Origin of the sequence: Streptomyces sp. NPDC051664, from assembly GCF_044453545.1 — a bacterium.
Taxonomy (GTDB): domain Bacteria; phylum Actinomycetota; class Actinomycetes; order Streptomycetales; family Streptomycetaceae; genus Streptomyces.
Genome location: NZ_JBITCU010000023.1, coordinates 75,690 through 101,454, shown reverse-complemented (window position 1 = coordinate 101,454; position 25,765 = coordinate 75,690). Strand labels below are relative to the sequence as shown.

Annotated in this window: 21 protein-coding genes and 4 pseudogenes; 10 read left to right on the top strand and 15 right to left on the bottom strand. The window is 68.4% G+C overall.

Annotation, left to right across the window (positions count from 1 at the left end; translation table 11 throughout):
- Positions 1–426: 426 nt before the first annotated feature.
- Both ACIA8E_RS30885 and ACIA8E_RS30880 read right to left on the bottom strand, forming a co-directional pair.
- Positions 427–1,152 (bottom strand): YcnI family protein, encoded by a 726-nt coding sequence (locus ACIA8E_RS30885; protein WP_399302922.1) that lies wholly within the window; start codon positions 1,150–1,152, stop codon positions 427–429.
- Between the two features lie 30 nt (positions 1,153–1,182).
- Positions 1,183–1,773 carry a hypothetical protein gene (locus ACIA8E_RS30880; RefSeq protein ID WP_399302920.1) on the bottom strand — a complete coding sequence of 197 codons (591 nt, stop codon included), beginning with the start codon at positions 1,771–1,773 and terminating at the stop codon, positions 1,183–1,185.
- 410 nt (positions 1,774–2,183) lie between these two features.
- On the opposite strand from ACIA8E_RS30880, the gene ACIA8E_RS30875 reads away from it, so the two are divergent.
- Complete coding sequence (locus ACIA8E_RS30875) at positions 2,184–2,927, top strand: SDR family NAD(P)-dependent oxidoreductase (RefSeq protein WP_399302918.1); 744 nt, start codon at positions 2,184–2,186, stop codon at positions 2,925–2,927.
- A gap of 664 nt (positions 2,928–3,591) precedes the next feature.
- Here the strand turns inward: ACIA8E_RS30875 and ACIA8E_RS30870 are convergent.
- Together ACIA8E_RS30870 and ACIA8E_RS30865 are read right to left on the bottom strand one after the other, a co-directional pair.
- Positions 3,592–4,650, bottom strand: coding sequence for a VWA domain-containing protein (locus ACIA8E_RS30870; protein ID WP_399302955.1), 1,059 nt, complete (start codon positions 4,648–4,650; stop codon positions 3,592–3,594).
- A gap of 490 nt (positions 4,651–5,140) precedes the next feature.
- Complete coding sequence (locus ACIA8E_RS30865) at positions 5,141–6,094, bottom strand: ABC transporter permease (RefSeq protein WP_399302916.1); 954 nt, start codon at positions 6,092–6,094, stop codon at positions 5,141–5,143.
- Between the two features lie 207 nt (positions 6,095–6,301).
- Between ACIA8E_RS30865 and ACIA8E_RS30860 the strand changes: the two genes are divergently transcribed.
- On the top strand, positions 6,302–6,775 hold the full coding sequence (locus ACIA8E_RS30860) for a MarR family winged helix-turn-helix transcriptional regulator (protein ID WP_399302914.1): 474 nt from the start codon (positions 6,302–6,304) through the stop codon (positions 6,773–6,775).
- Between the two features lie 830 nt (positions 6,776–7,605).
- On the opposite strand, the gene ACIA8E_RS30855 is transcribed toward ACIA8E_RS30860, so the two are convergent.
- Together ACIA8E_RS30855 and ACIA8E_RS30850 are read right to left on the bottom strand one after the other, a co-directional pair.
- The gene (locus ACIA8E_RS30855) at positions 7,606–7,851 is read right to left on the bottom strand and encodes a DUF5133 domain-containing protein (RefSeq protein ID WP_399302912.1); all 246 of its coding nucleotides are present in this window, start codon (positions 7,849–7,851) and stop codon (positions 7,606–7,608) included.
- Between the two features lie 76 nt (positions 7,852–7,927).
- Positions 7,928–8,794: a SigB/SigF/SigG family RNA polymerase sigma factor gene (locus ACIA8E_RS30850; RefSeq protein WP_399302910.1), complete on the bottom strand. Its 867-nt coding sequence runs from the start codon at positions 8,792–8,794 to the stop codon at positions 7,928–7,930.
- 152 nt (positions 8,795–8,946) lie between these two features.
- On the opposite strand from ACIA8E_RS30850, the pseudogene ACIA8E_RS30845 reads away from it, so the two are divergent.
- Positions 8,947–9,269 (top strand): annotated as a pseudogene (locus ACIA8E_RS30845) (transposase); the annotation flags it as partial.
- A gap of 213 nt (positions 9,270–9,482) precedes the next feature.
- On the opposite strand, the gene ACIA8E_RS30840 reads toward ACIA8E_RS30845, so the two are convergent.
- Positions 9,483–10,973: an MDR family MFS transporter gene (locus ACIA8E_RS30840; protein WP_399302908.1), complete on the bottom strand. Its 1,491-nt coding sequence runs from the start codon at positions 10,971–10,973 to the stop codon at positions 9,483–9,485.
- 94 nt (positions 10,974–11,067) lie between these two features.
- Here ACIA8E_RS30840 and ACIA8E_RS30835 point away from each other — a divergent pair, with 94 nt between their 5' ends.
- Both ACIA8E_RS30835 and ACIA8E_RS30830 read left to right on the top strand, forming a co-directional pair.
- Positions 11,068–11,637: a TetR/AcrR family transcriptional regulator gene (locus tag ACIA8E_RS30835; RefSeq protein ID WP_399302906.1), complete on the top strand. Its 570-nt coding sequence runs from the start codon at positions 11,068–11,070 to the stop codon at positions 11,635–11,637.
- 466 nt (positions 11,638–12,103) lie between these two features.
- On the top strand, positions 12,104–13,195 hold the full coding sequence (locus tag ACIA8E_RS30830; RefSeq protein ID WP_399302904.1) for a PP2C family protein-serine/threonine phosphatase: 1,092 nt from the start codon (positions 12,104–12,106) through the stop codon (positions 13,193–13,195).
- Positions 13,196–13,797: 602 nt separating this feature from the next.
- Here ACIA8E_RS30830 and ACIA8E_RS30825 read toward each other — a convergent pair.
- Positions 13,798–14,442, bottom strand: a complete 645-nt coding sequence (locus ACIA8E_RS30825; protein WP_399302902.1) for a TetR/AcrR family transcriptional regulator — start codon at positions 14,440–14,442, stop codon at positions 13,798–13,800.
- A gap of 58 nt (positions 14,443–14,500) precedes the next feature.
- Here ACIA8E_RS30825 and ACIA8E_RS30820 point away from each other — a divergent pair, with 58 nt between their 5' ends.
- Entirely contained in the window at positions 14,501–15,361 is an 861-nt protein-coding gene (locus ACIA8E_RS30820; protein ID WP_399302900.1) for a class I SAM-dependent methyltransferase, read from the top strand.
- A gap of 470 nt (positions 15,362–15,831) precedes the next feature.
- Here the strand turns inward: ACIA8E_RS30820 and ACIA8E_RS30815 are convergent, their stop codons facing one another.
- Genes ACIA8E_RS30815 through ACIA8E_RS30800 form a run of 4 tightly spaced genes read right to left on the bottom strand, consistent with a single transcriptional unit; the run spans position 15,832 to position 19,316 of the window.
- Positions 15,832–16,404 (bottom strand): YbhB/YbcL family Raf kinase inhibitor-like protein, encoded by a 573-nt coding sequence (locus tag ACIA8E_RS30815; protein WP_399302898.1) that lies wholly within the window; start codon positions 16,402–16,404, stop codon positions 15,832–15,834.
- The gene (locus ACIA8E_RS30810; RefSeq protein WP_399302896.1) at positions 16,401–16,970 is read right to left on the bottom strand and encodes an isochorismatase family protein; all 570 of its coding nucleotides are present in this window, start codon (positions 16,968–16,970) and stop codon (positions 16,401–16,403) included. Before ACIA8E_RS30810 ends, ACIA8E_RS30815 begins: the two co-directional genes overlap by 4 nt.
- 59 nt (positions 16,971–17,029) lie before the next feature.
- Complete coding sequence (locus ACIA8E_RS30805) at positions 17,030–18,847, bottom strand: MFS transporter (RefSeq protein ID WP_399302894.1); 1,818 nt, start codon at positions 18,845–18,847, stop codon at positions 17,030–17,032.
- Positions 18,848–18,878: 31 nt separating this feature from the next.
- Positions 18,879–19,316 carry a MarR family winged helix-turn-helix transcriptional regulator gene (locus tag ACIA8E_RS30800; RefSeq protein ID WP_399302892.1) on the bottom strand — a complete coding sequence of 146 codons (438 nt, stop codon included), beginning with the start codon at positions 19,314–19,316 and terminating at the stop codon, positions 18,879–18,881.
- A gap of 133 nt (positions 19,317–19,449) precedes the next feature.
- Here ACIA8E_RS30800 and ACIA8E_RS30795 point away from each other — a divergent pair.
- Positions 19,450–19,689: pseudogene (locus tag ACIA8E_RS30795) on the top strand (transposase); the annotation flags it as partial.
- Positions 19,690–19,768: 79 nt separating this feature from the next.
- On the opposite strand, the gene ACIA8E_RS30790 reads toward ACIA8E_RS30795, so the two are convergent.
- On the bottom strand, positions 19,769–20,428 hold the full coding sequence (locus ACIA8E_RS30790; RefSeq protein WP_399302890.1) for a TetR/AcrR family transcriptional regulator: 660 nt from the start codon (positions 20,426–20,428) through the stop codon (positions 19,769–19,771).
- Positions 20,429–20,610: 182 nt separating this feature from the next.
- Between ACIA8E_RS30790 and ACIA8E_RS30785 the strand changes: the two genes are divergently transcribed.
- Positions 20,611–21,729, top strand: a complete 1,119-nt coding sequence (locus tag ACIA8E_RS30785; protein ID WP_399302888.1) for a serine hydrolase domain-containing protein — start codon at positions 20,611–20,613, stop codon at positions 21,727–21,729.
- 207 nt (positions 21,730–21,936) lie between these two features.
- A pseudogene (locus ACIA8E_RS30780) lies at positions 21,937–22,459 on the top strand (maleylpyruvate isomerase N-terminal domain-containing protein); the annotation flags it as partial.
- 1,164 nt (positions 22,460–23,623) lie between these two features.
- Here the strand turns inward: ACIA8E_RS30780 and ACIA8E_RS30775 are convergent.
- Positions 23,624–24,140 (bottom strand): annotated as a pseudogene (locus ACIA8E_RS30775) (transposase); the annotation flags it as partial.
- Between the two features lie 379 nt (positions 24,141–24,519).
- Here ACIA8E_RS30775 and ACIA8E_RS30770 point away from each other — a divergent pair.
- A complete protein-coding gene (locus tag ACIA8E_RS30770; RefSeq protein WP_399302886.1) occupies positions 24,520–24,957 on the top strand; it encodes a DUF6299 family protein in 438 nt (145 codons plus the stop codon).
- 442 nt (positions 24,958–25,399) lie between these two features.
- On the opposite strand, the gene ACIA8E_RS30765 is transcribed toward ACIA8E_RS30770, so the two are convergent.
- Positions 25,400–25,765: a DUF1707 domain-containing protein gene (locus tag ACIA8E_RS30765; RefSeq protein WP_399302884.1), complete on the bottom strand. Its 366-nt coding sequence runs from the start codon at positions 25,763–25,765 to the stop codon at positions 25,400–25,402.

Below are 25,765 nucleotides of genomic sequence, written 5' to 3'. Positions count from 1 at the left end.
GCCGCGGCGCAGCCGCGTATGCGCGGCGCCCGCGGCGGCGATGAAATCGATGTATGCCTCGCGGCGCCGCGCGCCGAGGCTGCGGTCGGCCTCCTGTCGCGTGCGCAGGCGGTCGGCCAGAACGGTTCCAGATATCGCGATCACGGCGCCGCCCAGCGTCGCAACCAACGTCCCCCACTCCCCAAGCGCACTCCCCCTGCCCGCCGGCTCGGACGGCACCGTAGCACCACGCCGTGGACCGCGCAGGTGGCCACGGGGTCGGCCGTCCACGGCTGCCGCGGCTGCGTACTCGGTCGGCGCCGGCGTGGCGGGGCCGGCCGCGCAGCTCCTCAGAGCCGCCGCGCGTTCGGCGTCGGCGTGGACGAGCGGCAGCACGGTCGCGTCGGCGGAACTGGACGCCGACGCGACCTTGCTTGCGCGCGGCGGCTAGGAGGAGCGGGCGCTGCGGCCACGAACGATGGCCACCCCGGCTGCGACTAGCCCCAGAACGCCCGCGACAAGCCCGGCGACGCCGAGGCGGCGCGCGGTCGAGTCAGTGCTCGATGCCTTGGCTGTGGCCCTCGGCTCCGAGGACGAGGCGGACGTGGGTGCGCTCTCGTCACCCGCGGTACCGGCGGTGAGCTTGAGGACGGGCGCCGGGCTCTCCGGCTCCTCCGCACCCTTCTGCGTCTCCTCGATCCAACGGACGACCTTGCCGTCGGAGTAGGTCTGCAGCGTCTTGAAGCCCAACTGATCGGTGTCGTCCGGCAACTGGCCGAAGGCGACATCGAAGTCCTGGTACTCGCCGGATCGGATCCGTCCGCCGGACCAGGTGATCTGGGAGACGGCGTCGGTGATGGTGCCGTCGTCGGTCTTGACGGGGGTCTTGAGCCTGGTGGTCGTCACCTTCGCGGTCCAGCCGTCCTGAGGGGTGACGAGTACGCCCAGGACCGGATGGTCGGTGGGCAGGAAGACCTGCACCTTGGTGGTGTCGGCAGTGTCTTCCTCGTTGGGCACGCGGAAGGTGAGGACGCCGTCCGTGGCGCCCTTGGCGTAGCTGTCGGGGTGGACGGTGACGTGCGCGAAGGCGACGCCCGCGGCGGTCAGGACGCCGGCGGCCGCGAGGGCGGCAACGGTGCCTGCCCGGCGCAGGGCGGTGCGTGTCGAGGACATGACTGGAACTCCGTACTGGGGTCGATGGATTCAGGGCGCGAACGGGCTCTTGGTGGGCGGTCCTCGACGGTGGACGGCATGCCGCAGCAGCACCTGCCGGATCGGCCGCAGCTCACCTGCGATCCCGTGTACGAAGCCCACTGGGACCGGTGCGACACACAGCCCTCTCCGTACGTGCCACCGGACCACCAGCCCTGGTACCCACGCGGCCGCCCGGCGCAGCAAGGACCACAGCGCGGCCTCGCCGCGTCGCAGCCACCAGGTCACGAGGACGGACATCGCGATATGGACCGCGGTTGCGTGAGGCGTCAGCGCATGCTGATGGACCATGCGCAGGCCCTGCATGGAGTGCATGCCCTGCACGGCATGAGGCCGTCCGGTGTCGAATGTGACGTGCAACCCGCCCTGGGCCGCCAGCGTCCCGCCACCGATGCCGGCCAGCGACCGCTCCCGGCCGCCCAGCAGGCAGCCGCCCACGAAGACAGGCACGAACCCGACGGCCTGCACCCATACCGGTGGGGCGGCACCCGTCGCCAGCGCATGGCCCCCGGCAGCCAGCAACACGCTCAGCACGGCGAACACCACCGCGCGCACGCTCCGTACCGAAGGGGACGCCCTCATGGCGCCAGATACTCCCACGCGAAGCGAACGGCCTTCCCTGACTGCCGCATCCGCCTCGTCGTCTGTTCCGACGTACCGACCAAGGGGGTGGAGCTCCGTGTCGGACGAGACGGACGCCGCTTCCCTGCGGCGGGACGACCGTATCGTGACAGTGACGCCTCGCCGGCCGGCCTGCGGGCAGCGGAGGCACTGCGGTACCGGCGTTTCACCAGGTCGCTGACCATCGGCGCTGATGAACTACGAACCCTGGGAGCGGCCGCCGCTGTCCGAGCAGATACGGCTCGGGCGGGTCGGAGCCGAGGAGTCCGCGCTGTCTCGGCGACGCGAGATCGACGCCGACCGGTGTCCGGGCGTCGCCGCCGGTTCCCGGACAGATCGGTCCGGACAACAATTTCCGCAAGGAGAACCCCATGTCTGTGGAGCACGAAGACCTCGACCCGCGCCCCCTCACCGCCCTGGTCACCGGGTCCACCTCCGGCATCGGCCGGGCGGTCGCCGAGCGGCTGGCCGCCGACGGAATGTCCGTCGTCGTGACCGGCCGCAACGCTCAGCGCGGCGCCGAGACCGTCGACGAGATCACCGCCACCGGCGGCGAGGCCCGGTTCGTCCAGGCGGACCTCGAGGATCCGGCCGGCATCGACCGGCTCGCCGCCGAAGTCGGTGAGATCGACGTCCTGGTCAACAACGCCGGGCATGCCGTCTGGGCCCCGACCGAGGAGATGAAGGTCTCCGACTACGACGCGATGTTCGCCGGCAACGTCCGCGCGGCCTTCTTCCTCGTGGCGGCGTTCGCCCCGGCGATGGCGGCGAAGGGGTCGGGCAGCGTGATCAACATGGGCAGCATGGCCGGCAGCCTCGGCCTGGCCAGGGCAGCCGCGTACGGCGCGACCAAGGCCGCGCTGGCCTCCCTGACGCAGAGCTGGACGGCCGAGTACAGCGGCCGCGGCGTCCGCTTCAACACCGTCGCCCCCGGCCCGGTCTACACCCCAGGCGCGACCCGCGAGCTGTTCGACGCGATCGCCGAAACCACCGCAATGAAGCGCGCCGCCGAGCCCGCCGAGATCGCAGAGGTCGTCGCATTTCTCGCCTCTCCGAAGGCCGGCTACGTCACCGGCGCGACCGTCGCCGTCGACGGCGGCCGCACCGCCATCTGAACCCGCCCGCTCCGGGAGGACCGGGAGGAAACGCTCGTGAGTACACCGCGCATGGGCTGAGCGCCGTCGATGCTGCCGACGCCGAGAGCCTCGCTCGCCGCGCATGAGCACGACTCTGTCCATCGACGCGGTCGTGTCCGCCTCCGCGGGCGGCCTCCGAGCCGCCTTTGTCACAGCGCTTGCGCCGTGTCAGGTCAGGTCAGGTCAGGTCAGGTCACAGAAGGTGCAGGTCCACCCACGATGGCAGCATGTCGATTCCCCGGACGCGATCACGATCCATCGCGAGGGAGAGGCTTCGCAGGTGAGGACGCCAGCTCTTCGGTGACCGTGCGCTTGCCGAGCGGAACACCTCCGCCTCGGCGGGGAGGACGCTGCTCGCGCGTCAGCTCGGTACTCTCTGTCGGCATACATCGGAACGTGCACCGGTCGGTACAGCCGAACGTGCACAACGCACCTGCCGCTTTGGGCTGGTGCGGCCGCCAGGGCCACCCACTTCCTCCGGATGCGGGACAGGCGTCGCTGCCAGTATCTGTGAACAAACCCCCGGCCTCCGCGCCGCCGCGTGCCACCAGTGACCGCACGGGGCGACATCCGCTGCTCACGGCGGTGTCGAGCAATGGGAGCAGGCTGCTCCCGGACCAACCCCGCCCTTCGCTCATTGATTTCAGAGAATGATGAGCAGACGCGTATCCGGCTTGAGCTTCCTGTTCACCGAACGACTCTGCACGTACACCTCCAACTTGGGATTGTTCCCCGCCTTCACGGAGACGGTCCCCTGGACATCCGTACCGAACAATAGGCTGCGTGCCGCGTCGCCCGTATAGGCGCGGTCGGTGTCCTTCTCGACCACGATGACTTCCTTGTTCTGCTGAACCTGAGCTCGGGCGCCCAGCTGGTAGTAACACGAACCACGTTCGTACGTCACGCCCGGATGCGAGTTGACGAAGGGACGAATCTCGACCTCCTTGTCGACTTTCAGGAGCCGGTACTTGTCAGCCCGAATCGGTTCGAGGTTCGCCCGCACCTCGGCAACCGATATGTCCTGGCCGACGGCGAACAGGTTCTTCGTGCCGCGCACCCCCTGCTCGCGCCCGCGGAGGAAGCTGGTGGCGGCAGCGCGCACGGTGCCGATCGCCTCCTCGACGCCCTTCTGGGAATCCGCGTCCCATATGGCGATGTTCCCGGCCGGGAAACCGTAGTTCTGGGCGGTGCGCTTGGCCAGGGAGTTCGGAACGAGGATCGCCGAAGTCCAGTGGCCCGGAAGCCCGCTCATCTTCGCCGCGATCCTGTCGAGCCAGGGGCCAAGGATGGCCATGTCGCCGTCGTGCCGCCTGTCGCCGCCGGAGGCGTTCTCCTCACCATCCGTCACGACGATCTGGAGGAAGCTGTGCTCGCCGTACTCCTCCCAAATATGGCCCAGGTCGTCCAGGGACTTCAGAGAAGCCTCGATGAGGGCCGTAGCGCCATTGTTGACCTGGTACAGCCCTCGCATGGACGGCAGATGCTTCACGTCCATGTCCCAGACCAGATTCTCCACCTTGTGGTCGAAGGAGTAGAGGCTGATCCGTGTCTCGTGGCCGAGGCTGTCCGACTCGGCCTTCAACCCCGCGACGAACTCGTCCACAACTCGAATGAGTTGACTCTGGTGCGGACGCATCGAACCTGAACAGTCCACTACCAGCGCGACATGATTCACCTTGTGCTGGATCTTGTTTGCGGACACGTTTGTGCTCCCCCTTCGAGGCTCCCCGAGTGATGTCTTCACTTTATGGGGAGGCACTGACAACGGCGTTTGATGCTCAAACACCTGCCTGCATCTAAGGGCTGTGTCCGGCAGCGCGGGCTTGGCGGCCGGTGGCCATACGTCCTTCTTCCACAGGCTCACCGCGCACTCGTCGCGCCCCACAGCCCGGAGAGCGGGACACTGCCGGGACCGGCCACACCTGTGCAGCAGCCGCCACACCGCCGCCGGCGGGCAGTCGATTCGGAACCCCAGGCGATCACCACCCTGATCCGGGCCAGGGTCCACCGCCGGTCCTCCCAGCCATGCATGGCCGGACCCGGCGCCAACTCCATCTCCAGCTCGGCGAACTGGCCATCGGACAGCTTGGGCATCTACCGCACCGGCCGCAGGAAGTGGCAGCGGCGGCCGCACGCGCCGCACCTGGCCGGGTTGCGGGGCGCCGGGCCGGCTTCGGTATCCACCGGCGCCCTCACGGCCTCGCGGCGTGCAGGATCGCGGCAGATGCGTCGATCCGGTCGAGGAAGAACAGCGCCGCGATACAAAGAGCGATCCAGGCCGACAGCACCACAACACCGCTGACCAGCCCGTCGTGGTGGAAGTAGGCGATCCCGTCCAGTGCGCGGACGCCGACGCCCGGAGGCATCACCGAGGTGAGTGGTTTCAGCCAACCAGGAAGAAATTCGGGCGGCAGCACCCCACCGCTGCTGGCGTTGCCCATCACGATCATGAAGATCGACGCAAGCAGAACGCCGATCGCGCCGAAGATCCGGATCAAAAGTATGGTGGCCGCCGCCACGGCCCCCGCCATCAGCGCCACAAGCCCAGCGATGCCCAGAAAGGGACCGGGTATGGCTCCGAAGGCCGTACTCGCGATGAGTGCTGTCGCCAGCCCGCCAACGACCGCGAACAGTGCCAGACTGCTCACGCGCTGCCCGAAGGAGAGGCGTGGTGCCACTTGGTAGGTCAACTGACCGAAGAGAAACCCTGCCAGCACCAGCCCGAATGACGCATAGAAGACCGATAGACCCCGGTTGTCTCCACTCGACAGCGGAAGGATGTCGGTCACGGGCCATTTCTCCCCCGCCGGCCGACAGTCCGGGGCGCACAGACTGGCGAGCGGCGCCACCAGCGCGGACACCGCGGGACCGTTCGCACCCGCATACACGATCTTGGGCTCGCCGCCGTCGGCCAACAACGCGGCATACGCGTGGCGGTGCTCAACCGCCCAACGGGCTGAGGCGTTGTCCGGGTACCGGTCGACCTGGAAGCCGTCTGGCGAGACACGCTGCAGCCGGACGTCGAAATGTGCCGCGGTCTTGTCGGATGCGGCGACGGCGACCGGCAGCCGGTGCGCCTGGGGCGTATGGAAGGCGGCGAGGAAAACGCTGACGAAGACCAGGCCGATGGTCAGCACAGAGATCACGGGCTTGAGCACCGCCTGCGGACCGGTCAGCCCCGGCCGCTCGGGTGGGGCGTCACTCTGCGGACCTGGATGGTGGCGGTGTCGCCCCGGCCCCGGGTCGACATCAGGGCAAGGACTTTGACTTGTGGACGGAGTGCTGAGCATGGTTCCTCGGTTCGATCGTGTAAGGTGGCTTATATAAGTTACCTTACGCATGGAGGGGCATCGGTGGCGGTGAAGGATCCCGGTGAGCGCATCGGCTACCTGATTTGGCAGATCTCGCAGGCATACACGCAGCGCTTCGAACGGGCATTGCGCCCACTCGGACTGAGCCAGGCGCAATTCAGCACGCTCGTCCGATTGAGCCTGGACGGGCCTCTGTCCAGTGCCGAACTCGCCCGCCGCTGCGGCGTCACCGCACAGTCCATTGGCACAGCGCTGCGGGATCTGGTCGAGCGTGGACTGGTCGAGCGGCGACCCCACCCCACGCACGGAAAGATCATCGAAATGTGCGTCACGGCCGCGGGTATGGCCCTGGCACAACAGGGCGAGACCGCGCTCGAACCGTGCGAGCAGGAGACCCTGGAACCGTTCCTGCCTCAGGAACAGGAACAGGTGCGCAGCCACCTCCGTCGCATGCTCGGCGCCCTCAACGCCCAGGCGCTCGGACCGGGCAACGGGAATCAGCACGACGGGACATGAGTAGCGCACGGCTCAGCGCTGGAGGACAGGGAGAATTCGATCTTCCGGCCGCCCGCTCGATCTGCTTTGCTCCGAAGCATGGGCGCAACTGGTCGGCGTCTCGATGTACGACTCAGTTCGGTTCTCCACACGAGTGACTCCCCCGACACGTGCCTCAGGTCGACCAGGGCACATCCGGCGGAGTGGATAACTCTCCAAGGTGGGGAGACAACTGATTCCCGGTGCTGCGTGATGGAAGGGCAGCCCGCTCACCGATGCCGGCGTGAAGGCCGCGGGTTCGGCGCGGGTCGCCCTGCACCGGACCACCGGGGGCGGTCCGTACGGGGCAGTGCCAGCCGCCGCTGCCGCACCCATGAACGCGATGCGCGAGCGGACGGCGGCGATGGTGACGAGGAACATCGTGGACAGGGTCCGTCGGTTCGAAGAGACGTCTTTGGTCTTGGCGTATGCCGGTGAGGCGTGCGTGCGCACGAGGACGGCCCCGCATGCCCCGCACTTCCACACGCGGATGTGTAGGGGCTTGGGGCCGTCCTTGATGCCGCACACGCAGCAGACCTGAGAGATCGAAGGGTGAGCGTGAGCCCTCGGAGCGCGTCCCGTCTGACCGCCGGGTGGGCCCCAACCGGTCAAGCAACGGCTCACCCGCCGCGTCCGTGAACTCCTGGGCCTCGATCAGGCTCTGCAGCCAACAGCCGTCACCGTGCGCAAGCCGGGTCGGCGCCCGCACCCGCGCATTGCCGCGCCCTGCAGCAGGCGCTCCTCGCCCACCACCTCATCGGCCTGTCCGCCAGAGCCTTTGTGGAGCCCCGAGACCTCTTCGGTTTCTTTCATCAGCCACCGGACGCCGCTGCCGGAACCATGGGCGTCGCCACTTCGGTGAAGGCAGAGTTCAACTGCTGCTCTGCCACGGCGAGGGCCGCTGCCGGCGTATGCGTGCCTGTGGAGACACACAGCGTGTACGTGATGTCTTCCAGCCGACGTCGCGTCTCGAACGATCCTTGTTCCGCGTGCAGGACCTGCAGCGTCTCGTACTGTTCGACAAGATCCCGCAGTATCGCGGGGTGGGCCAGCAGCACAACAGTCCTTCTCTCGGATTTGTCTGACCACTTTTCCCGCCAAGGGAGGCTCTCCCTGTGGCCTCTGACGGTCGGTTCAGTCGTCGGTGAGCATGCCAGTACGGAGCTTGGTCAGGGTGCGGGCCAGGAGCCGGGATACGTGCATCTGGGAAACGCCCAGTTCCGCACCGATCTGGCACTGGGTCATCTCCTGGCCGAAACGCATCTCGACGATGTGGCGCTCCCGGTCGTCAAGCTCTTCCAGGAGCGGAGCCAGAGCGTGGAGGTCTTCCACGAGGTCCATGGCGTGATCGCGGTCGCCCAGGATCTCGGCATAGGTGGGGCCGGCGGCGGATCCGTCGTCGTTCCCGCCGGGGGCGTCGAGCGAGCCGGCCGTGTAGCCGTTGGACGCCACCAGGCCCTCAATGATCTCTTCGTCGCGCAGGTCGAGGTCCACGGCCAGCTCGTGCACGGTGGGCTGACGGTCCAGGACGGCTGCCAGCCGCTCTTTGGCCTTGGCCAGTTCCACCCGGAGTTCCTGCAGACGGCGGGGGACGTGGACGGCCCAGCTGGTGTCACGGAAAAACCGCTTGATCTCGCCGACGATGTAGGGGATGGCGAAGGAAGTGAATTCGACTTCGCGTGACAGGTCGAAGCGGTCGATGGCCTTGATCAGTCCGACCGTGCCGACCTGAAGGATGTCCTCCATCTCGCCGCTGCCGCGGCTACGGAACCTGCTCGCGGCGAAGACGACCAGGCTCCGGTTCATCTCGATCAGAGTGTTGCGGGCGTACTGGTACTCGCGTGTGCCTTCTTCGAGGACCTGAAGCTGGTCGAAGAACAGCTTGGACAAGGCCCGGGCATCCTTGGGCGCCACTTTGCCCGTGTCCTCGATCCACGGCAGGTCACCCACGATCCGCTCGGTGCGCGCCGACGATGTCGTCTGCTCCAGTGCTACGGACATTCCCATTCCCTTGGCCTGGATGGATACCACGTCGCCACCATTCGTCGATTAACTCCCACCTGCCCTCGATGTCCACGACGAACCCTTCCCCAAATCAAGCAGGACGTTTCCGGCCTTCCGACGGCCAGCTTCCGCCGGAGAACTGAGTCTGGCCGGTGAGGTCGCCGGCCGAGCTGTCGTTGGTGGGCGAACACCGCCGCGGTCATGGCGGGCTCTACGCGGCTGTGGTGCGTGGACGGGTCGATACCCGGCCGGCTCCGGCGGGCACTGGCCGGGGTTCCACTGCCGCGGGCTGCTGACGGCCGGCTGGTCCTGGCCGTCGATGTCACCTGCTGGCTGCGGCCCGACGTCCACACCTCACCGCAGCGGATCCTGTGTCACAACCTACGACCGGGGCAAGGACCAGCACTTCCCTGTCCCCGGCTGGCCGTACTCGATCGTCTGCGCGCTCGCGCGGGGCCGCAGCTCGTGGACCGTCGCTCAGGTGCCGCGTTCCTCGGCGCCTCTCCGCACCGCTGGGACACGTCACGGGTGCAGCTAGGGGCGTGCGTCGTTCACGCCCGCGACCGGCTGCGATGCCTGCAGTGCGCCGGCAGCTCCTTCCAGCGCAGTCTTCCGCTGCTCGGGCAACTCTGAGTGCCCATCAGTTCTACCTCTGCCGTCTCATGAGGTGGTGCCACGGCCGTGCTCACTGTGCGGTTGGATCCGCCCTCTTGCTGATCTTCCTTGCCTTGTTGTCGGCGGGGGCCGCCGGCTTAGGGAGGCTGGGCAGGAGCAGGCAGAGCGGGACAGCGGCGGCGGTGAGGGTCACGGACCACCAGAACGCGTGGTCAAAGCCGTTGGCCAGGGCGTTGGGGGTGTGGGCGTCGCCGATGTTCTGCTGGAGGATGACGATGAGGATGGCGATGCCCACTGCGCCGCCGATCTGCTGGGCGACGCGGGTGATGATGCTGGCGTCAGGGATCTCCTCGTGCTCCAGCCCGACGTAGGCGGCGCCCATGGGCGCGATCATGGCAGCGCCCAGGGCGATGCCGCGGATGAACAGCGCGGCCATGAGCAGGATTTCGCTGGTGTAGGCGGTGACGAAAGCGAACGGCACGGTGGACGCGGCGACGAAGGCGAAGGCCACGAGGGCCACCGCGCGCGGGCCGACGCGGTCCATGTACCTACCTGCCAGGCCGCGGGCGACGAGGGCGCCGACCCCCTGGGGGATGAGCAGCAGTCCGGCGCCGAGCGGGGTCGCGCCCCGGACCTGCTGGAAGTACAGGGGCAGCAGCATCATCGGCCCGAATAGGGAGATGCCGCCCAGGAAGAGCAGGGTGGAGGACGAGGCCACCGAGCGGTGCCGGAACATGCGCACGTCGACCAGGGAGTCGGCGGCCCGGGTGAGCGCCCAGGCGGTGAAGCCCCCGACCAGGGCGAGCCCGGCGAGCAGCGGAATGAGGACCTGGGCTCTGGCGAAGCCCGTGCTGCCGTCAACCTGGGAGAGGCCGTAGAGGAGGGCTGCGAAGCCCGGGCAGAGCAGGAGCAGGCCGGCGGCGTCCAGGCGGGCGCGGGGGTGGTCGGGTGCGGGTCGGTCGTCGGGCAGGTTGCGCCAGGCGAGCCACATGCCGACGAGGCAGAAGGGGATGTTGATGAAGAACAGCCAGCGCCAGTCGGCCAGGTGGAGGATGAGGCCGCCGAGGACGGGGCCGAGAATCGGGCCGAGCGCCGTGGGCACGGTGATGATGGCCATGACCTTGCCGATGTTGCGGCCCTTGGTCGCCTGCATGAGCAGGGTGTACATCAGCGGCATCATGATGCCGCCTGCGAGGCCCTGGACGAGGCGGAAGACGATAAGGCTGGTGGCGTTCCAGGCCAGGGCGCTCAGGATCGAGCCGCCCAGGAACCCGCCCAGGGCGACGATCCATAGGTGCCGGCCGCCGAGCCGTGACTGGGCCCATCCGGCGAGCGGGATGGTGATGAAGACGGCCAGCATGTAGCCGGTGCTGACCCATTGGATGGTCGACAGTGGGGCGTCGAGGTCTTTCGACAGGTCGTTCAGAGCGACGCTGACGATGGTGGTGTCGAAGACGACACCGAGGGCGCCGACGATGAGGGTGATCGCCATGCGCCACACGTCAGGGTCTATGCGGCCGGGATCGGCGGGGGCGGGCCCGGCCTGGTGGGAAGTGCTCACGGTCGGTACCTTAAGATAGAGAGGTCTTTCTTACTCTGCTCAAGGTAGCGGGTACGGCAAGAAAGACAAATCTATCTACGCCAGGGAGGGTGCGATGGCTCAGCGGCGCCATGGAGCAGCACTGGAGAAGGCACTCCTCGATGCGGCCTGGGATGAACTCACCGACAACGGCTACGCCAGATTCACCATGGACGCCGTCGTCAAGCGCGCGGGCACCAGCCCTCCCGTGCTGTACCGCCGCTGGTCAGACCGCGACGAACTCATCCGAGCGACCATCGTCCACGTCCTGAAGGAGTCCCGCCCCGGCGTTCCCGACACAGGAAGCCTGCGGGAGGACGTCCTCACCCTCATGCGGGAAATCGCCACCGCCCATGTGCAGCTGGTCACCGTGATGTACGCGCACCTGGCCAGCTACTACCGGGAAACCGGAAGAAGCCCCAGTGAACTGTTCGATCCCGTCGCGACGGGCCGCAAGGCAGCGCTCGACACGCTCTTCGACCACGCCGTCGATCGCGGTGAGATCAGGCCGGAGCTCCTTACCGAGCGCATCAAGACCCTCCCCTTCGTCCTGCTGCGCCATGAGATCCTCTCGACCTTCGCCCCGGTGCCCGATCACGTCCTCCAAGAGATCGTCGACACGATCTTCCTCCCCCTGGTGCACTGACCGCCCGCACAGCCCACGATCGATGACTTCGTGGCACCGACCTCATGACGCACCACACCTGGAGCGGCCCGGGAGACGCGTTCCACTCGATCGCGTTCGCCGTCCGCTCGCGGTGTCGGCCGGTGTCCGGACAGTGTCCGGCTGACCGGGAGAGGTCCGCAGCCGCTCGCTCGCCGGCGTTCGAGGGAGCCCGGACAATCCCGTCGCGTGCAAGCGGGGTGTCCGTGGCCCTGTCCGGGCGCGGTCACGACTCGGCCGCCAGGACGAGCCGACCGGGCCGGTGGGCTTCTCGTGGAGCGCTTCAGGGCAGTTCACGGTGCGGCAGCAGTCGTCGAGGTACGAGCCATGGGCGCAGCGGGCCCGGTTCGGCCGCAACGCGCTCTATCGCCACTACTCGCTCGGCTGGCGGGATGACGACGCGGCCCGGAGCATTGGGAGGGGAGAGCCCTGGACAGAGGGGACACCCATGGTTGCCTGGTACGAGCGCCACAGGTGGGTGCAGCTGCCCCTCGGCGTGAAGTTTCTTCTTGGCCTCGGCTGTTTGATGATTTTGGCGTGCGTAGCTGTCGATCTGGTGTCCGGGCCGGACAGCACCCTTTCCCCGGTCCTGATTTCGGTGCCGGTGCTGGCTGCGGTCGGCGCCCGGAGGGTTTGGGCTCCGCTGGCTGCGGGTGTTCTCGCAATCGTCCTGGTGTTCGTGCTCGCTCGGGCCAACCCAAGTGTGCCGACGGTGATCCACGTGAGCTCTGCGGGCTGCGTGGTGCTGGCCGCCGCCGTCACTTCGGGCGTCATCGCCCTGTTGCACAGAGAAGAGCAGGCGGCGGCCAGGCTGCACAACATTGCCGAGGCGGTTCAGAGGGCCCTGCTTCGCCCGCTCCCACCCCGGATCGGCCGTCTACAGGTGGCGGTGCGCTATGCCGCTGCGGAGCCGGATGCTCGAATCGGCGGGGATCTGTACGACCTGCTGGAGACCAAGTTCGGCGTCCGGGTACTGTTGGGCGACGTCCGCGGCAAGGGATTCGAAGCACTGGAGGTCGCCGCCGACATCCTCGGCGTCTTCCGTGACGTGGCCCGAACCGAACCCGGCCTGGACAGCGTGGCCACACGACTCGACGGCGCGATTGCCCGGCGCGGCCGGAGCGAAGAATTCGCCACCGCAATTTTGGTCACCACGGCACCGGATGAAGACCACGCGGCCGTCATCGTCAACTGCGGCCATCCCCCACCGCTGCTGCGCCGCCGCGAGGGAACCATCACCGAGGTATCACCCGAGGTGGCTGCGCCACCACTGGGGCTGTGCGAGCTGGCCGGCGGCTGTTATCGCTTGCAAAAGGTCCCATTTCATCCCGGTGACCTGCTGCTGCTCTTCACCGACGGCACCTCCGAAGCCCGCAACCGGCAGGGCCACTTCTACCCGGTCGCCGAACGCCTCCGAGGCATCGGCGAAAACGATCCGGGCACCCTGCTCGACCGCGTGCTGGACGACCTGCGCTCATGGACCGGCGGCCGGATCCACGACGATGTGGCCTTGATGGCACTGCGCTGCATGCGGTGGTGACGGCCCGCCGGGCCTTGACTTCCATAGACCCAGCGCCCCACTCGCGGGACGCTTCGGCGGCCTGGGTGCTCGGGCTGACCGGCTTCCAGAGCCCATCGGCAAGCACCGCCTCGCCGAGTGGCTGAAGAACCGTAAGGTCCGTAACTACAAGCTCGTCGCGGCCACCGCCGCCGAAGCCGCTGAGGCCCAGCACACTGCCGTCGCCGGGCAGAAGCCGGCCGCCATCATGGTTTCCGAGCTCGCGAGGCAGGTGATGGCCCTCGATGAGGAGATCGCCGAAACCGAGTCGGTCGGCATCCGCCTCAAGGGCAGCCGCCGCTGGGCCGACGTGCGGATCTACACCGGGGAGTCCGAAGTCGTCTCGGCGTACGCTCACATGTCGCGCACCGACCAACTTGACCTTCGCCCGGTTCAACGGCATCCGACTCGGCGAGAACGGCGAGCCCGACCGCGACGCCCTCCGGCCGGCCTGGCAAAGCGGCGCTCGAGCACTCAGGCCGACTCCGGTCAAGTGACGAAATGTATTCACCGGCGTGAACCGCCTGCGGGGGCTTGCAGGCGTCCAGGAACGCTTCCCTGGACCCGGGCCTTCCCGGTCCGGCTCAGGCCGGGGAGCCGGGTTCGGAGGGTGTCACCACCAGCGCGGCGACCAGGCGGCGGACCAGTTGGGGGTTGTCGGCCGGTTGCGCGCTGCCGTGCATCAGGAGGTGGTGGACCGTCCCCGCGAGGGCGAGCGCGAGCATCGCGCAGTCGGCGTCCGCGGCTACCCGGCCGAGCCGCTGCTCGGCCTCCAGGTAGCGGGCCATCGCGTCCTCGACCGCGCCCGGCCCCGGGGCGCCGTCGGCCCATGCGTGCCGCACTTGCTCCGCGACCCCGTGCCGCGACAGCGCCACCACGGCGATAGCCGGGCCGTTCGCGCCGAGCAGGGCGAGCGCCGCGGCGGTCAGGTTCTCCCGTGCATCACCCCGGCCCGCCTGCTCGGGTAGCGGGCGGACCTCGGCGGCGATCTGCTCGAAGCGGTCCAGGACGAGTTGCGCGACGAAGTCGTCCAGGTCGGTGAAGTGGTTGTACAGCAGCCCCTTCGCGCACCCCGCCTCCTCGGTGACGGCCCGGTTGGTCAGCCCGGCCGGCCCTTCCCGGGCGAGTACCCGCTCAGCCGCGGCAAAGAGCCGCTCCCGGACGTCGGGGATCGCTACGCCGCGCGGTGACATCGGGTCCCCCGAATCGAGGCTTGCCGGTATGGGCATCTGCTCATACCTTGATATGGGCAGATGCCCATACTAGCTCTCCGACAGGAGTGATCCAATGCGTGAGCTTGTCAACACCGAACAGTTCGAGGCATGGAACGGCGGCGAGGGGCGTCACTGGAGCGACCGTCATGACCGCTGGAACGCGGTGAACGAGGGCTTCAACCCGCCGCTGCTTGCGGCAGCCGCGATCGGTCCCGAGGACCGCGTACTCGACATCGGCTGCGGTGCCGGTCAGACCACCCGCCTGGCCGCCAGGGCCGCTGTCCGGGGCTCGGTCCTGGGCCTGGACCTGTCTGCCCCGATGCTCACCAAGGCCCGCGGCCTGGCCGCCGAGGAGGGCCTGGAACAGATCGCGTTCGAGCAGGGCGACGCTCAGGTCCACCCGCTCCCGACCGCCGCCTTCGACGTCGCGATCAGCCGATTCGGAATCATGTTCTTCGCCGATCCGGTCGCCGCGTTCGGCAACATCGGCAAAGCCCTGCGCCCCGGCGGCCGTCTCGCCTTCGTCTGCATGTCGGATCCTGCCCGCTCGCAGTGGGTGCACGTCTACGGCGCGGTCCGCGCCGCCCTGCCCCTCCCCCCGCAGGAGGCCACCGCTCCCGACGGCCCGGGAATGTTCTCCCTCTCCGACCCCTCGGTCATCCGCCAAGTCCTCGACGCAGCAGGCTTCTACGACGTGCACACCGCACCCGTCGAGGCCGTCGGCAACTTCGGACGGGACACCAACGACGCCGCCGACCACCTGCTGACCTCCGGCCCCGGCCAACACCTGGTGAGCCTGGCCGACTCCGCAAGTGACGGCGCCGGAGACGACCGGACACGGGCCGCGCTCTCCGCCGCCCTGGCCGCGTACGAGCGCCCCACTGGCATCCACCTGCGCACAGCCGCCTGGCTGGTCACCGCCACCAGCCGGTGAACACCCCACCCCTCTCGCCGCCCAAGCACTCTCCTAGCGCCTGCAACCGCACGCTCGCCCGACCGCACTGTGAAGGCCGGCGTGAGCGCGACGCAAAGGACGAGAGTGAGCGCCAAGGCGGTTCACGCAAACGCGCGACGTCAGAACGGCAAGGTCACCGCCGGGGGCGACAACGTCTACGGGCATGCCATTGTGCCGGGGTCGCGCGGCGCAGGCCGGTGCCCAACCGGGTGATGCCGGCAATCGCTTACGACGCTGCCCTGCGTCGTGCGGAGTTGTGCTCGCCTCGGAGCACGATCCGTGCCCGTAACGCCGGCCCCTGGGCGGTCGACCGACGCGACGCCCACCCCTGCAACGTCAACCGTTCAGCCTCCGAGAGCACAGCGGGGCCGACCTGGAATCTCCCATCCCTCCAGAGGACCGCCGACCTCAAGACCTTGGCGCCGACCCGCACGGTCGGTCCGGGGTGGTCAGCGTTCGAAGACACCGGTCAGTCGGCCGCGGGCCAGAACGGGAGCGGTGAGGGAGGAAAGAAAGGCGCGGGGCCGTGCCCGGTCGGGTGCGGGGCTGTCAGGGGCGGTGCCCATAGCGCTGGAGAGGGCGAACAGCTGGAAGGTGTAGTGGTGCGGTCCGTGGCCCTTGATGGGTGCGGGGCCCTGGTATCCGCGTCCGATGGTGGAACGCAGCACCTGTACTCCGGCTGCGGGCTGCTGGGCGGCGAGGGCGCCGGAGCCGAGGTGTTCCACTGCCGGATCGATCAGAGCCAGACAGTGCGCGGCGGGCCTGGCCAGGGGCACGTCGATGTCCTCGACGACCAGCAGCAATTGCGCGGTGCCGGCCGGCGGCGGGCTCCAGGCGAGGTGGGGGGACAGGTTCCGGCCGCCGACAGTCCTTGCGCCGTGCTCCAGCGGTATCGCGCCGCCGTCGACGAAGTGATGGCTCGTCACACTGAGCAGGTCGGGGCCCTGCAGGTGCGGCAGGTTCCATGCCGCGTGGACCTCGCCTGCTCTGCGGTTGCTCAGAAGCCGACCCAGCAGGGTCATCGCGCCCCCTCGACCATGTCGGTGATCTCGGCCGTGGTGGCGGTTTCGCCGGTCTTGGGGAAGATGCGCTCGATGCTGTTGCGGTGCGCGTCGGTGTCGGAGTCGCTCATGGCGTCCGTCGCCAGGACGACGTGGTAGCCGTAGTCGTAGGCCGCGCGTGCGGTCGACTCGACGCCGCTGCTGGTTGAGATGCCGGCGAGCACGACCTGGGTGACGCCCAGGTCGCGCAGGAGCGTGTCGAGCCCGGTGTCGTGGAACGCGCTGCGCCGCCGCTTGGTGATCAGATGATCGGTCGGCTGCACGTCGAGCTCGTCGACGAGGTCGGACCACTCGGGCGGAAACGCGACACCGCCTCCGCCGGACCGGCCCGAATCGGTACGTCCTGGTGCCCGCCCGGTGACGTTGACCAGGACCACCGGCAGGCCGCGTCGACGGAAGGCGGTCGCCAGCTGCGCTGCACGCTGCACGACCGGAGCGACGGGAACGTCCTTCCGGGGCGGGACGATTCCCTTTTGCAGGTCGATCACGACGAGTGCGGACGTGGGGTCGATCGTTGTCAGTGCCATGGTGCGCTTTCTCTGGATGTCGGCGGGTTGCCGGGATGTGGGGTCCGGGTGAGGGTGCGTCAGTCACCGCTGTCCTTGCGCCGCTGCATGTCAGCGAGGGCGTCTCCGGTCGGCAGGGCCGGGGCCGGGGCCGGCGCCGCGGGCGCCGTGGTGCTGGTGCCGGCCGGCGTCGTCGGTCCCTCCGCCGCGGGGGCGGAGTTGGTGCCGCGGAGTATGGAGGCGATCGCGGCCAGGAGGGCGAGGACGGCTCCGAAGGCGAACACGACGATCAGGCCGGAGTGGAAGGGCCCGGAGATCAGGTTCGGAAAGAACTCGCGTCCGGTCAGGGCCTGCTGCTGAGCCGTCGTCAACCTGGCCAGCACTCCGCTGGGTTGGAGCAGGTGCCGGACCGGGTTGACGCCCAGTTGGGCGGCGAACAGGGACGAGACCGGGGGCAGGCTGCCGACCTGGGCGGCGACCTGGGCCGGTACGCCCTGTTGCTGCAGGCCGCTGGTGAGCGAGTGCGGGAGGCTGCCGGCCAGCCCGGCGATCATGAGAGAGAAGAACACTCCGATCGATACGGCGGTGCCGGAGTTCTGGAAGGTGGCGCGCATCCCGGAGGCGACCCCGCGCAGGTGGGCGGGGACGCTGCCCATGATCGAGGAGGAGTTGGGCGAGGCGAACATCCCGCTGGCGATCCCGTTCAGCGCGATCAGCACCGCGAAGACCCAGTAGCTGAAGTCGATCGGCAGCAGCATCAGGCCCAGGAAGCTGGCACCGAACAGCAGCGCGCCACCGGTGGCCAGGCCTCGGGAGCCGATCCGGTCGGACAGGTAGCCCGAGACCGGCCCGGCGGCGAGGAACCCCGCGGTCAGCGGCAGCATGAAGATGCCTGCCCACAGGGGCGTGGCGCTGTAGTCGTAACCGTGCAGCGGCAGCCAGATGCCCTGCAACCAGATGATCAGCACGAACTGCATCCCGCCACGGCCGATCGAGATGCCCAGTCCGGCCAGGTTGCCGAAGGTGAAGGCGCGCAGGCGGAACAGACTGGGCTGGATCATCGGAGCGGCGACCCGGTTCTCGATGGCCACGAACGCCACAAGCAGCGCCAGGCCGCCGCCGACCATGCCGAGGACCAGCGGGTTGGTCCAGCCCATGGTGTGTCCGCCGTAGGGCTGCAGGCCGAAAGTGACCGCGATCAGGACCGCGCTCAGACCGACCGCGAAGGTGATGTTGCCCCACCAGTCGATCCGGCCGCCGCCACGCTGACCGCTCTCGCGCAGGGTGCAGTAGGCCCAGACCGTGAAGAAGACGCCGACGGGCACGTTCACCCAGAACACCGCACGCCAGTCCCAGGCCGACAGCAGCCCGCCGGCGACCAGGCCGATGAACATCCCGCCCAGCCCCGCGACCTGATTGATACCCAGGGCGAAGCCGCGCTGCTCCTTGGGGAAGGCGTCGGTCAGGATCGCGGCCGAGTTCGCCATCAGCATCGACCCGCCGACGGCCTGCAGCACCCGCCAGCCGATCAGCCACATCGCTCCGTGGCCGCCGTCGAAGGGGTCGAAGGACAGCAGGATCGAGGCGAAGGTGAAGACCGCGAATCCGGAGTTGTAGATCCGCACCCGGCCGAACATGTCGCCCAGGCGGCCCACGGTGACCACCAGGACGGCCTGCACCAGCCGGTATCCCATGATCATCCACAGCAGGTAGGCGATGTTGCCCGGGGCCAGCGGGTCCAGGTGCACGCCCCGGAAGATCGCCGGCAGCGCGATCAGCACGATGGAGCCGTCCAGCGCGGACATGAAGACGGCGGCGGTGGTGTTGGTCAGCGCCGTCCACTTGTAGCGGTCACCGGCCGGGCCCTTTGCGGCGTACGTCGCCGCGGGAACAGTCATCAGTGGTCACCTCCTCGGTCTTCCGTGCACGTCAGATGTTCCGGGCCAGCCGCTCCAGCAGCGGCGCGACCGCTGCGAGCTGCTCCAGCTCCACCGGGGTGAACGTGCCGGTGAGAGCCCGGGAGAGCAGTTCGGTCCGGGCGTTGCGCTTGTCGGTCAGCTCCTGCCGCCCGGCGTCGGTCACGGTCAGGATCACCCGCCTGCCGTCCTCGGGGTCAGCACGCCGTTCGACCAGGCCGCGTGCCTGCAGCGCGCTGAGGGTGGCTCCCATCGCCTGCGCGGTGATCTGCGCCTGCCGGGCCAGCTCCGAGGAGGTGGCGGGGCCGCCGCGGTCCAGCAGCGACAGCGCCTGCCGCTCGGGCATGGTGAGCCCGCCCTCGGTGGGGACCTGGCGGATCCGTCTCACCAGCAGGCTGACGCTCGCGAACAGGGCTGCGGCGATCCCGTCGGTGTCCACCTCATCACTCATATACTAAAGCTAACTTATCAATCTGCCTTAGTAAATATCGATGCGCCGCCACGAGTGAACTGTTCGACGGTGCCGTTGCCGAAGTTCCAGTGGTAGGCGAGGTCATCAGCTCAGCCGGCTCTCCGAGCAACACCGCACGGTCGGCTTCCGCGACTTCCTGGACACGATCGACCGCCAGGTCGAACCCGGCCCGGCGGTCCACGTGATCGGGGACAACCTGTCCATCCACAAGGCACTCGCGGTGCACCGGTGGCTACTCGAACACCCCCGCTTCACCCTGCGCTTCACCCCGACCTACTCGTCGTGGATGAACCAGGTCGAACGGTGGTTCGCCGACCTGGAACGACGCCGCCTACCACCAGCAGATGCGTGAACCGATCGAGCGGCTGATCGCAGCCGGGCAGCGGAAGGACGGCGCCCGGGAACTCCCACCAGGGATTACGGGACAGCCGTCAGCTCGGAGACATTGCGGCCTCGATGTGGGCCAGTTGGGCGGCGAGGATCTCTTCGAACGCGGCGCGGCGGTCCACCCCGAGGGGGCGGACGTCGCGGCCGAAGTGGGCCAGGGCCGGGAAGCGTTCGGGGTCGGCGCCGAGCACCGCGACGCGGAACAGCTCCATGCCCTGTTCGTACTCTTCGGGGGTGACGGTGCTGACTCCGGCCTCGGAGGCGATCAAGGCGGCGATGAGGACCGCGATCCGGTGGTAGCGCGCCGGGATCTGCTCGTCGGGCAGCCCCGACGCCCGCAGAGCCTGCAGCATCTCTTCCATGACCAGCCGGGAACCGGTTCCGCTTGACGCGTAGCGTCCCCAGACGGCGGCGAGCTGGGGCTGCTGACCGAAGGCCTCTCTCACGCGCAGGGCCAGGGCCGTGATGCGCTGCTTCCAGTCGCCCTCGGGGCGGTAGCTGTCCATGGCGGCCAGGAGGATCCGGTCGGCGACCGCGCGCAGGAGTTCGGTCTTGCTGCGGAAGTGCCGGTAGAGGCTGGAGGAATCGGTCCCGAGCACCGCAGCAAGCTTGCGCACGCTGAACGACTCCGCGTCGCTCGTGCGCAGCAACTCCGCCGCCGCATCCAGGATCTCCTCGGTCGACCAGCGCCTTCGGCCTGCCATGTCACCCCTCTCGTCGGGACTCAGCCTAACCTATGCACTTGGTGTTGCACGCACCGCGTGCATAATGGGGGCAGGAGCAACGCTGGCCCCGTAGCAGGCAGGTCGGCGTGCCACTCGTGCCCTGTAACCCGGGTCAGCGACCGACGTGGAGCACACCCGTGTCATACGAAAGGACGCATGTCGTGAGGAACCCACTGGATCCCGCGGAGCTGAACATCGCCATCGAGAACGTCCACCGCGCAGGTATGCCGGGCCTGTTCGCCGAGGTGCGTGACGGCGACCAGGTCTGGCGCGGCGCCGCCGGCGTCGCCGATGTCGCCACCGGTCGCCCCGTCACCGCCGACATGCGCCACCGTGTCGGCAGCATCACCAAGACCTTCACCGCCGCCGCGGTTCTGCAGCAGGTAGAGAGCGGTCAGATCCGCCTTGATACGCCGATCGGCCGGTACCTTCCGCGACTGGTTCCCGGAGAACGCGGTGCCACGATCACGGTCCGGATGTTGCTCAACCACACCAGCGGCCTCGCCGAGTACCTCCCTTTCGCCTACCGCTCCCTCAAGGCGTTCCCCGCCCTCGCGGACACCGGGCCCGAGAGTCTGGACGACAACCGGCTGACGCGGTTTCACCCCACCGAACTGATCGAGATGGGGGTCACCGCACCTGCCGTCGGCACCCCGGGCGGCACGCCGGGGGTGTACTCCAACACCAACTACCTGCTCCTCGGCGAACTCCTGGAACAGGTCACCGGCACTACGGCCGAGCGGTACATCACCCGGAACGTCATCGAGCGCGCCGGGCTCCGGGACACCGAATTCCCCGCCGGACCGTACGTCAACGGTCCGCACTCGCAGATCTACGAGGCGTGGTTCGGCATGATCGACCCGCCGCGCGACTACAGCGTCTACGACATGTCATGGGTGGGGCCGGCGGCCTCGCTGATAGCGACCGTCACGGACCTCAACCGCTTCTTCCGCATGCTGCTTGCCGGCGGCATCGTCAACCCGTCGTCACTGGCGCAGATGCAACGCACCGTCCCGGTCGTCTCCCAAGAGGGAAGGACGATCGACTACGGACTCGGCCTGCACCCGATGGAGACTCCCGGTCAGGGCACCTTCTGGGGTCATGGCGGCACGGTCTGGGGTGCTGGAGCGCTGGCCATGACCCGTGCCGACGGCAAGCGGCAGATGTCCGTCGCGGTGAACCTGCAGAGGTGGAACAGGCTCGACTCCTCGGGCAAGCCCCAGCCCCATCCCATCGACGACGCGCTTGCGGCTCTCTACCGCGTGGCGCTGTACGGCTGACCGGGCCGGAGAGAGTCGGCGGGCTCAAGCGCTCAGCCCGGGATGAGTGCATCCCACTGATCTCGGGTCGGACCGTCGTGCTGTGGCGAGAAGTCCGGGTGGGCAGCCGGCCAGGCGGTGACGTGTCGGTCGGACACCCGGCCCATACCGCGCGCCGGCTGTGATAATCGCTCTCCGATTGCCGGAACACGGCGATAGAGAGTCAGTGTGACAACCACACTTGAGTTCGCCGGCCTGCTGCGGCTGATCGATGAACGGTCGACCGCGTTCCGCGCCGCGGTCGCCTCCGCGCCCAGCCTCGACGTGCAGGTGCCGACCTGCCCCGAGTGGACGCTGTTCGATCTGGTGCAGCACCCTGGGCGAGAGGCGCCGCTCCTGGGCCGCCACCGTCGCCGCAGGACCTGCCGCCGCTCCCCCGGCCAAGTCCGCATCGGAGAGCGCCCCGGCTGCGCCTCGAGAGCGCGAGGCCTTGCCGGCCTGGTTGGCCGCATCGACGCAACACCTACTGGACGCACTGCGGGAGGCCGGCCCGGATCGCGGTTGCTGGACGTGGTGGGGTACGTCGGAGTCGCCGCAGACGTCCGGTGCCGTCACTCGGCACCAGCTCCAGGAGATCGCGGTACACACGTACGACGCCCAGATCACCTTGGGTGCCCCGCAGCCGCTGCCGGACGAGGTGGCATTCGACGGTGTCGACGAGTTCCTGTCCACCTGCTGTGCAACGACAAGTGCCTGCGTGATGAGAGCCGGAACGTCCCGCCAAGGACGCCTTCGGCGTCGCCTGCGGCTGACCTTCAGTCACCCTTGACCGGCCATTCCGGCTCTTGCTGGGCTGGTTATCGGGCGGCCTCTCCCGTGTGACGCCCTGTCAGCTTGCCTGGGCTTGTCCGGTCTGGTCCTTGGCGTGAGCGATGCGGTAGGACTCGGCGCCGGTCTGGCTGATGGCGCCGTTGAAGGTCAGCCGGTCGATGCCGGCCGCGCAGAGCCGCGAATCCGCTCAACACCCTCGCGCACTGACCGCGAGTCGTCGGCCGATGCTCTCGGCTCCGGATCGTGCAGCGCAGCGAGCTCCCCAGGTCGTTCCTGACCATGACCTGAGCGAGGCGTCCGGCGAGGGCCACGACTTCTGGCCAGGCGGCAGCCTGGAGATACTCCGTGTCGGTGTCGTTGGGCGCCTCGGCCGCAGCGGCGTTGAGTGCGACACGGAGATCCCTCATCAGAACGACCTCGTCCGCGACGTGCCCCCAAGGCAACGAGGCCGATCCCGATGGCGAGCAGCGATGACGAGCGGATACCCACGTCCGAGCTCATGAGGCTTCCCTGTGAACAGCGGGCAGGCGACAATGCAAATCAACAAGGGACCGCAGGACGGTTCTGCCGGACGAACGGGGGACCCATGATCTTTGTTGTTTCCATGGTGGTCGTGCTCGCGGCCGCGGTCGGGGTGTGCTTGGTCGTACTGCGGCGCAGAGGCGGCTCGGGGGAACGCGGGGCACTGGAGCGGGGGGCAGCGGACCAGGGGCTCGCACAAGGGCTGGCCTTGTGCCCCCATTAAGGAACTGACCAGCGGAGTCGAGTGCCGAGGGGAACCCTGGACCTCGCCTTGGCACCCGTAGTTGACCGCAGTTCCCCGCTCTGTCGGGCACGGATCAGGCACGGAAACCTTCTGATCCATAGCTCTAGCTGGTGCTGTGACCGGGAAGGTGTGTTCGTTTCCTCCCGCGGTCGGGGTATTCGAAGGGCAGTTGTCCCGCAGGGGTCGGTGTGACTGGTTGCTGCGGGACCACATGGTTGTCAGCGGGGCTGGTAGTTGAGGGTTCCGAGGGGCCAGTTCGTGGACAGCCAGGTCGTGACGGACGCTTGCAAGGCTCAGGGGCTGCACCTGGATTGGCCACGCCGCTCGCGCGGCGGGGCGGCCCCACCGGATGCTCTTCTCGCTGCGGATGCGGGCGCGTTCCCTGCGCTGGGCAGCCAGGATGACGGGGGTGGCGGGCGTTGGTGTTGCGCCAGCGCAGGTAGCGGTGCAGGGCCTGGGTCTGGACTGTGTGGTTGGGATGGTTGGGGTTCGCCAGGATGAATTGCCGCAGGGGTCCGAAGTGCGCCTCGATCGCGTTGGCCCAGGAGGCGTTGGTGGAGGTGAAGCACAGCTCCACCCGGTGCTTCTTCGCCCGTGTGCGGATCTTGGTGCCCTTGTGCACGGACAGGTTGTCCATGATCACGTGGATGGGGGCGCCGTCGGGCCGGGCGGCACGGATCGACTTCAGCGCGACCAGGGATTGAGCGGCGCCCTTGTGGCGGCGGTTCACGCCCCACAGCGTGTCGTCGCCGACCGAGTAGCAGTCGTGGAAGTAGGTCACTCCATGGTTGCGGTGGTAGGTCGCCGGAATCCGGTCGGACCGACTCTGTTGTGCCCGCCTCGTGTACGGGCCCGCGTGCGCGTGGGTCTGCGCAGGTTGAGCAATCCGGCGGCGATGCGTCCGGATTGATCCCGGCTCAGCCTTGGTGGGTGCCCCGGATACTCGGTGGCGGCACGTCCGCGGGTGCCCGCCTGGAGCAATCCACGATGTCCAGAAATCCCGGCCGGTCAGAACCTGCGTCCCTTGTGCCGCTGTTCGGCTGGTGGGCAGCACGCCGATGCAGGTGTCTGGCGTGCCGGACCGCTTCGCCCTGTTCTCGTATACCTACGGCCAGGTGGTGTAGCCGCGCTGCAACCGCTCTGGTCGTCGTTTTCCGCTCCCGAGGCATCTCGTCGAGCTGAAGGAAGGTTCTTACGATGAAGGAGATCAGCAAGTGCGAGGAAGTCTTGTTGCCGCCGGTGCCGTGGCTGTTGGCGGCGCTCTTCTGACAGCGGCCACGGGTCCGGTCGGTGCCGCTGATGTCCAAGCACTGTCCGCCGCCCCGACCGGGACGGTCTCGACGGACGGAACTGTCACCCTCTCCGGCACCTATCGCTGTTCGCCGCTGTCGGGCTCCGGGCCGGTCTTCGTGTCCTCCACGGTGCGCACCGGCGAAGTGCGGCACGGCATCGGCGGCACGGCAGCGACGTGCGACGGCGTCCAACACATGTGGGTGAACCAGGACAAGCCCGCGCAGGGAGCCCTGGTGACACCCGGGCCTGCCGAGGTCGAAGCGACCCTTGTGCACCTGGACACGAGAAGTGGCCTGCCCTTGCCACGCATCATCGCGACCCACCGAAACGAGATCGAGCTGCGCCCCACCAAGAGCTGACGGGGCCGGCCGACCGAGCGCTACACGTCACCTGGCCGTAGCCATACGGGAACAGGGGTACGCAGGAGCGCGAGGAGGGCCAGGCGGCCGTTCCCCTGCCGAGAGGCCGACGGTGTCTCGGCAGGGGAACGACGACGCCCTCACCGACAGAGGACCGCCCAGCTCGGACCATTGCGCCAGAGGCCTTTGCATAGGTGCATCCAAGGGTGCACGCGGTGCCGTGGGGGTGACGGCACCGACCGGACCCATACACGTCCTGCCACGAGCGGGACACGCCACCCCGGGCCCACCAGATATCCAGAACCTGACGCCGACACCTCCAATTCGTCAGCACTTAGCGGAAGGAGGCTTGCCCACGGGCGATACCCGCAGGTCAGACCCCGTGGGCAAGCCCAGGCCCACCCAAGAGGGGTTCACGTCTCCGGCATTACCTCCGGGTCGGTCACGTCTCGTTGCCGTTCTCCAGGGCACGCAGCCGTGAGCCTCTTCGCCGCGCCGCACGTTGGGAGACGAGCCAGTAGACGAGCGCTGCGGGTGGTGAGCAGCACAGCAGAATGATCAGCAGGCGGGAGTCGATCACATCAGCGGGTCGCTCGGGCTCTTCCACCCCGCCCGGCAGGTCCCTCACGAGGGCATCGAGTTGCTCGCGGGTGCGCGCTTCGTAGGCCACGACTACACGTTCTTCGAGTTCGGGCAGTGTCGGTCGGCCAACCGCGTAGTGGTGTTGCAGCCGCGCCTCGACGCGGTCGCGCTCGGCGTCCGAGGCCAGTACAGGCGCGCTGGGCTTGTGCTCCTCGCTGTCATTCAT

Bases quoted from the DNA above. Each gene is read 5' to 3' on its own strand.
- ACIA8E_RS30885 (WP_399302922.1), bottom strand. From the start codon at position 1,152: ATGTCCTCGACACGCACCGCCCTGCGCCGGGCAGGCACCGTTGCCGCC.
- ACIA8E_RS30880 (WP_399302920.1), bottom strand. From the start codon at position 1,773: ATGAGGGCGTCCCCTTCGGTACGGAGCGTGCGCGCGGTGGTGTTCGCC.
- ACIA8E_RS30875 (WP_399302918.1), top strand. From the start codon at position 2,184: ATGTCTGTGGAGCACGAAGACCTCGACCCGCGCCCCCTCACCGCCCTG.
- ACIA8E_RS30850 (WP_399302910.1), bottom strand. From the start codon at position 8,794: ATGTCCGTAGCACTGGAGCAGACGACATCGTCGGCGCGCACCGAGCGG.
- ACIA8E_RS30835 (WP_399302906.1), top strand. From the start codon at position 11,068: ATGGCTCAGCGGCGCCATGGAGCAGCACTGGAGAAGGCACTCCTCGAT.
- ACIA8E_RS30830 (WP_399302904.1), top strand. From the start codon at position 12,104: ATGGTTGCCTGGTACGAGCGCCACAGGTGGGTGCAGCTGCCCCTCGGC.
- ACIA8E_RS30825 (WP_399302902.1), bottom strand. From the start codon at position 14,442: ATGCCCATACCGGCAAGCCTCGATTCGGGGGACCCGATGTCACCGCGC.
- ACIA8E_RS30820 (WP_399302900.1), top strand. From the start codon at position 14,501: ATGCGTGAGCTTGTCAACACCGAACAGTTCGAGGCATGGAACGGCGGC.
- ACIA8E_RS30815 (WP_399302898.1), bottom strand. From the start codon at position 16,404: ATGACCCTGCTGGGTCGGCTTCTGAGCAACCGCAGAGCAGGCGAGGTC.
- ACIA8E_RS30810 (WP_399302896.1), bottom strand. From the start codon at position 16,970: ATGGCACTGACAACGATCGACCCCACGTCCGCACTCGTCGTGATCGAC.
- ACIA8E_RS30805 (WP_399302894.1), bottom strand. From the start codon at position 18,847: ATGACTGTTCCCGCGGCGACGTACGCCGCAAAGGGCCCGGCCGGTGAC.
- ACIA8E_RS30800 (WP_399302892.1), bottom strand. From the start codon at position 19,316: ATGAGTGATGAGGTGGACACCGACGGGATCGCCGCAGCCCTGTTCGCG.
- ACIA8E_RS30790 (WP_399302890.1), bottom strand. From the start codon at position 20,428: ATGGCAGGCCGAAGGCGCTGGTCGACCGAGGAGATCCTGGATGCGGCG.
- ACIA8E_RS30765 (WP_399302884.1), bottom strand. From the start codon at position 25,765: ATGAATGACAGCGAGGAGCACAAGCCCAGCGCGCCTGTACTGGCCTCG.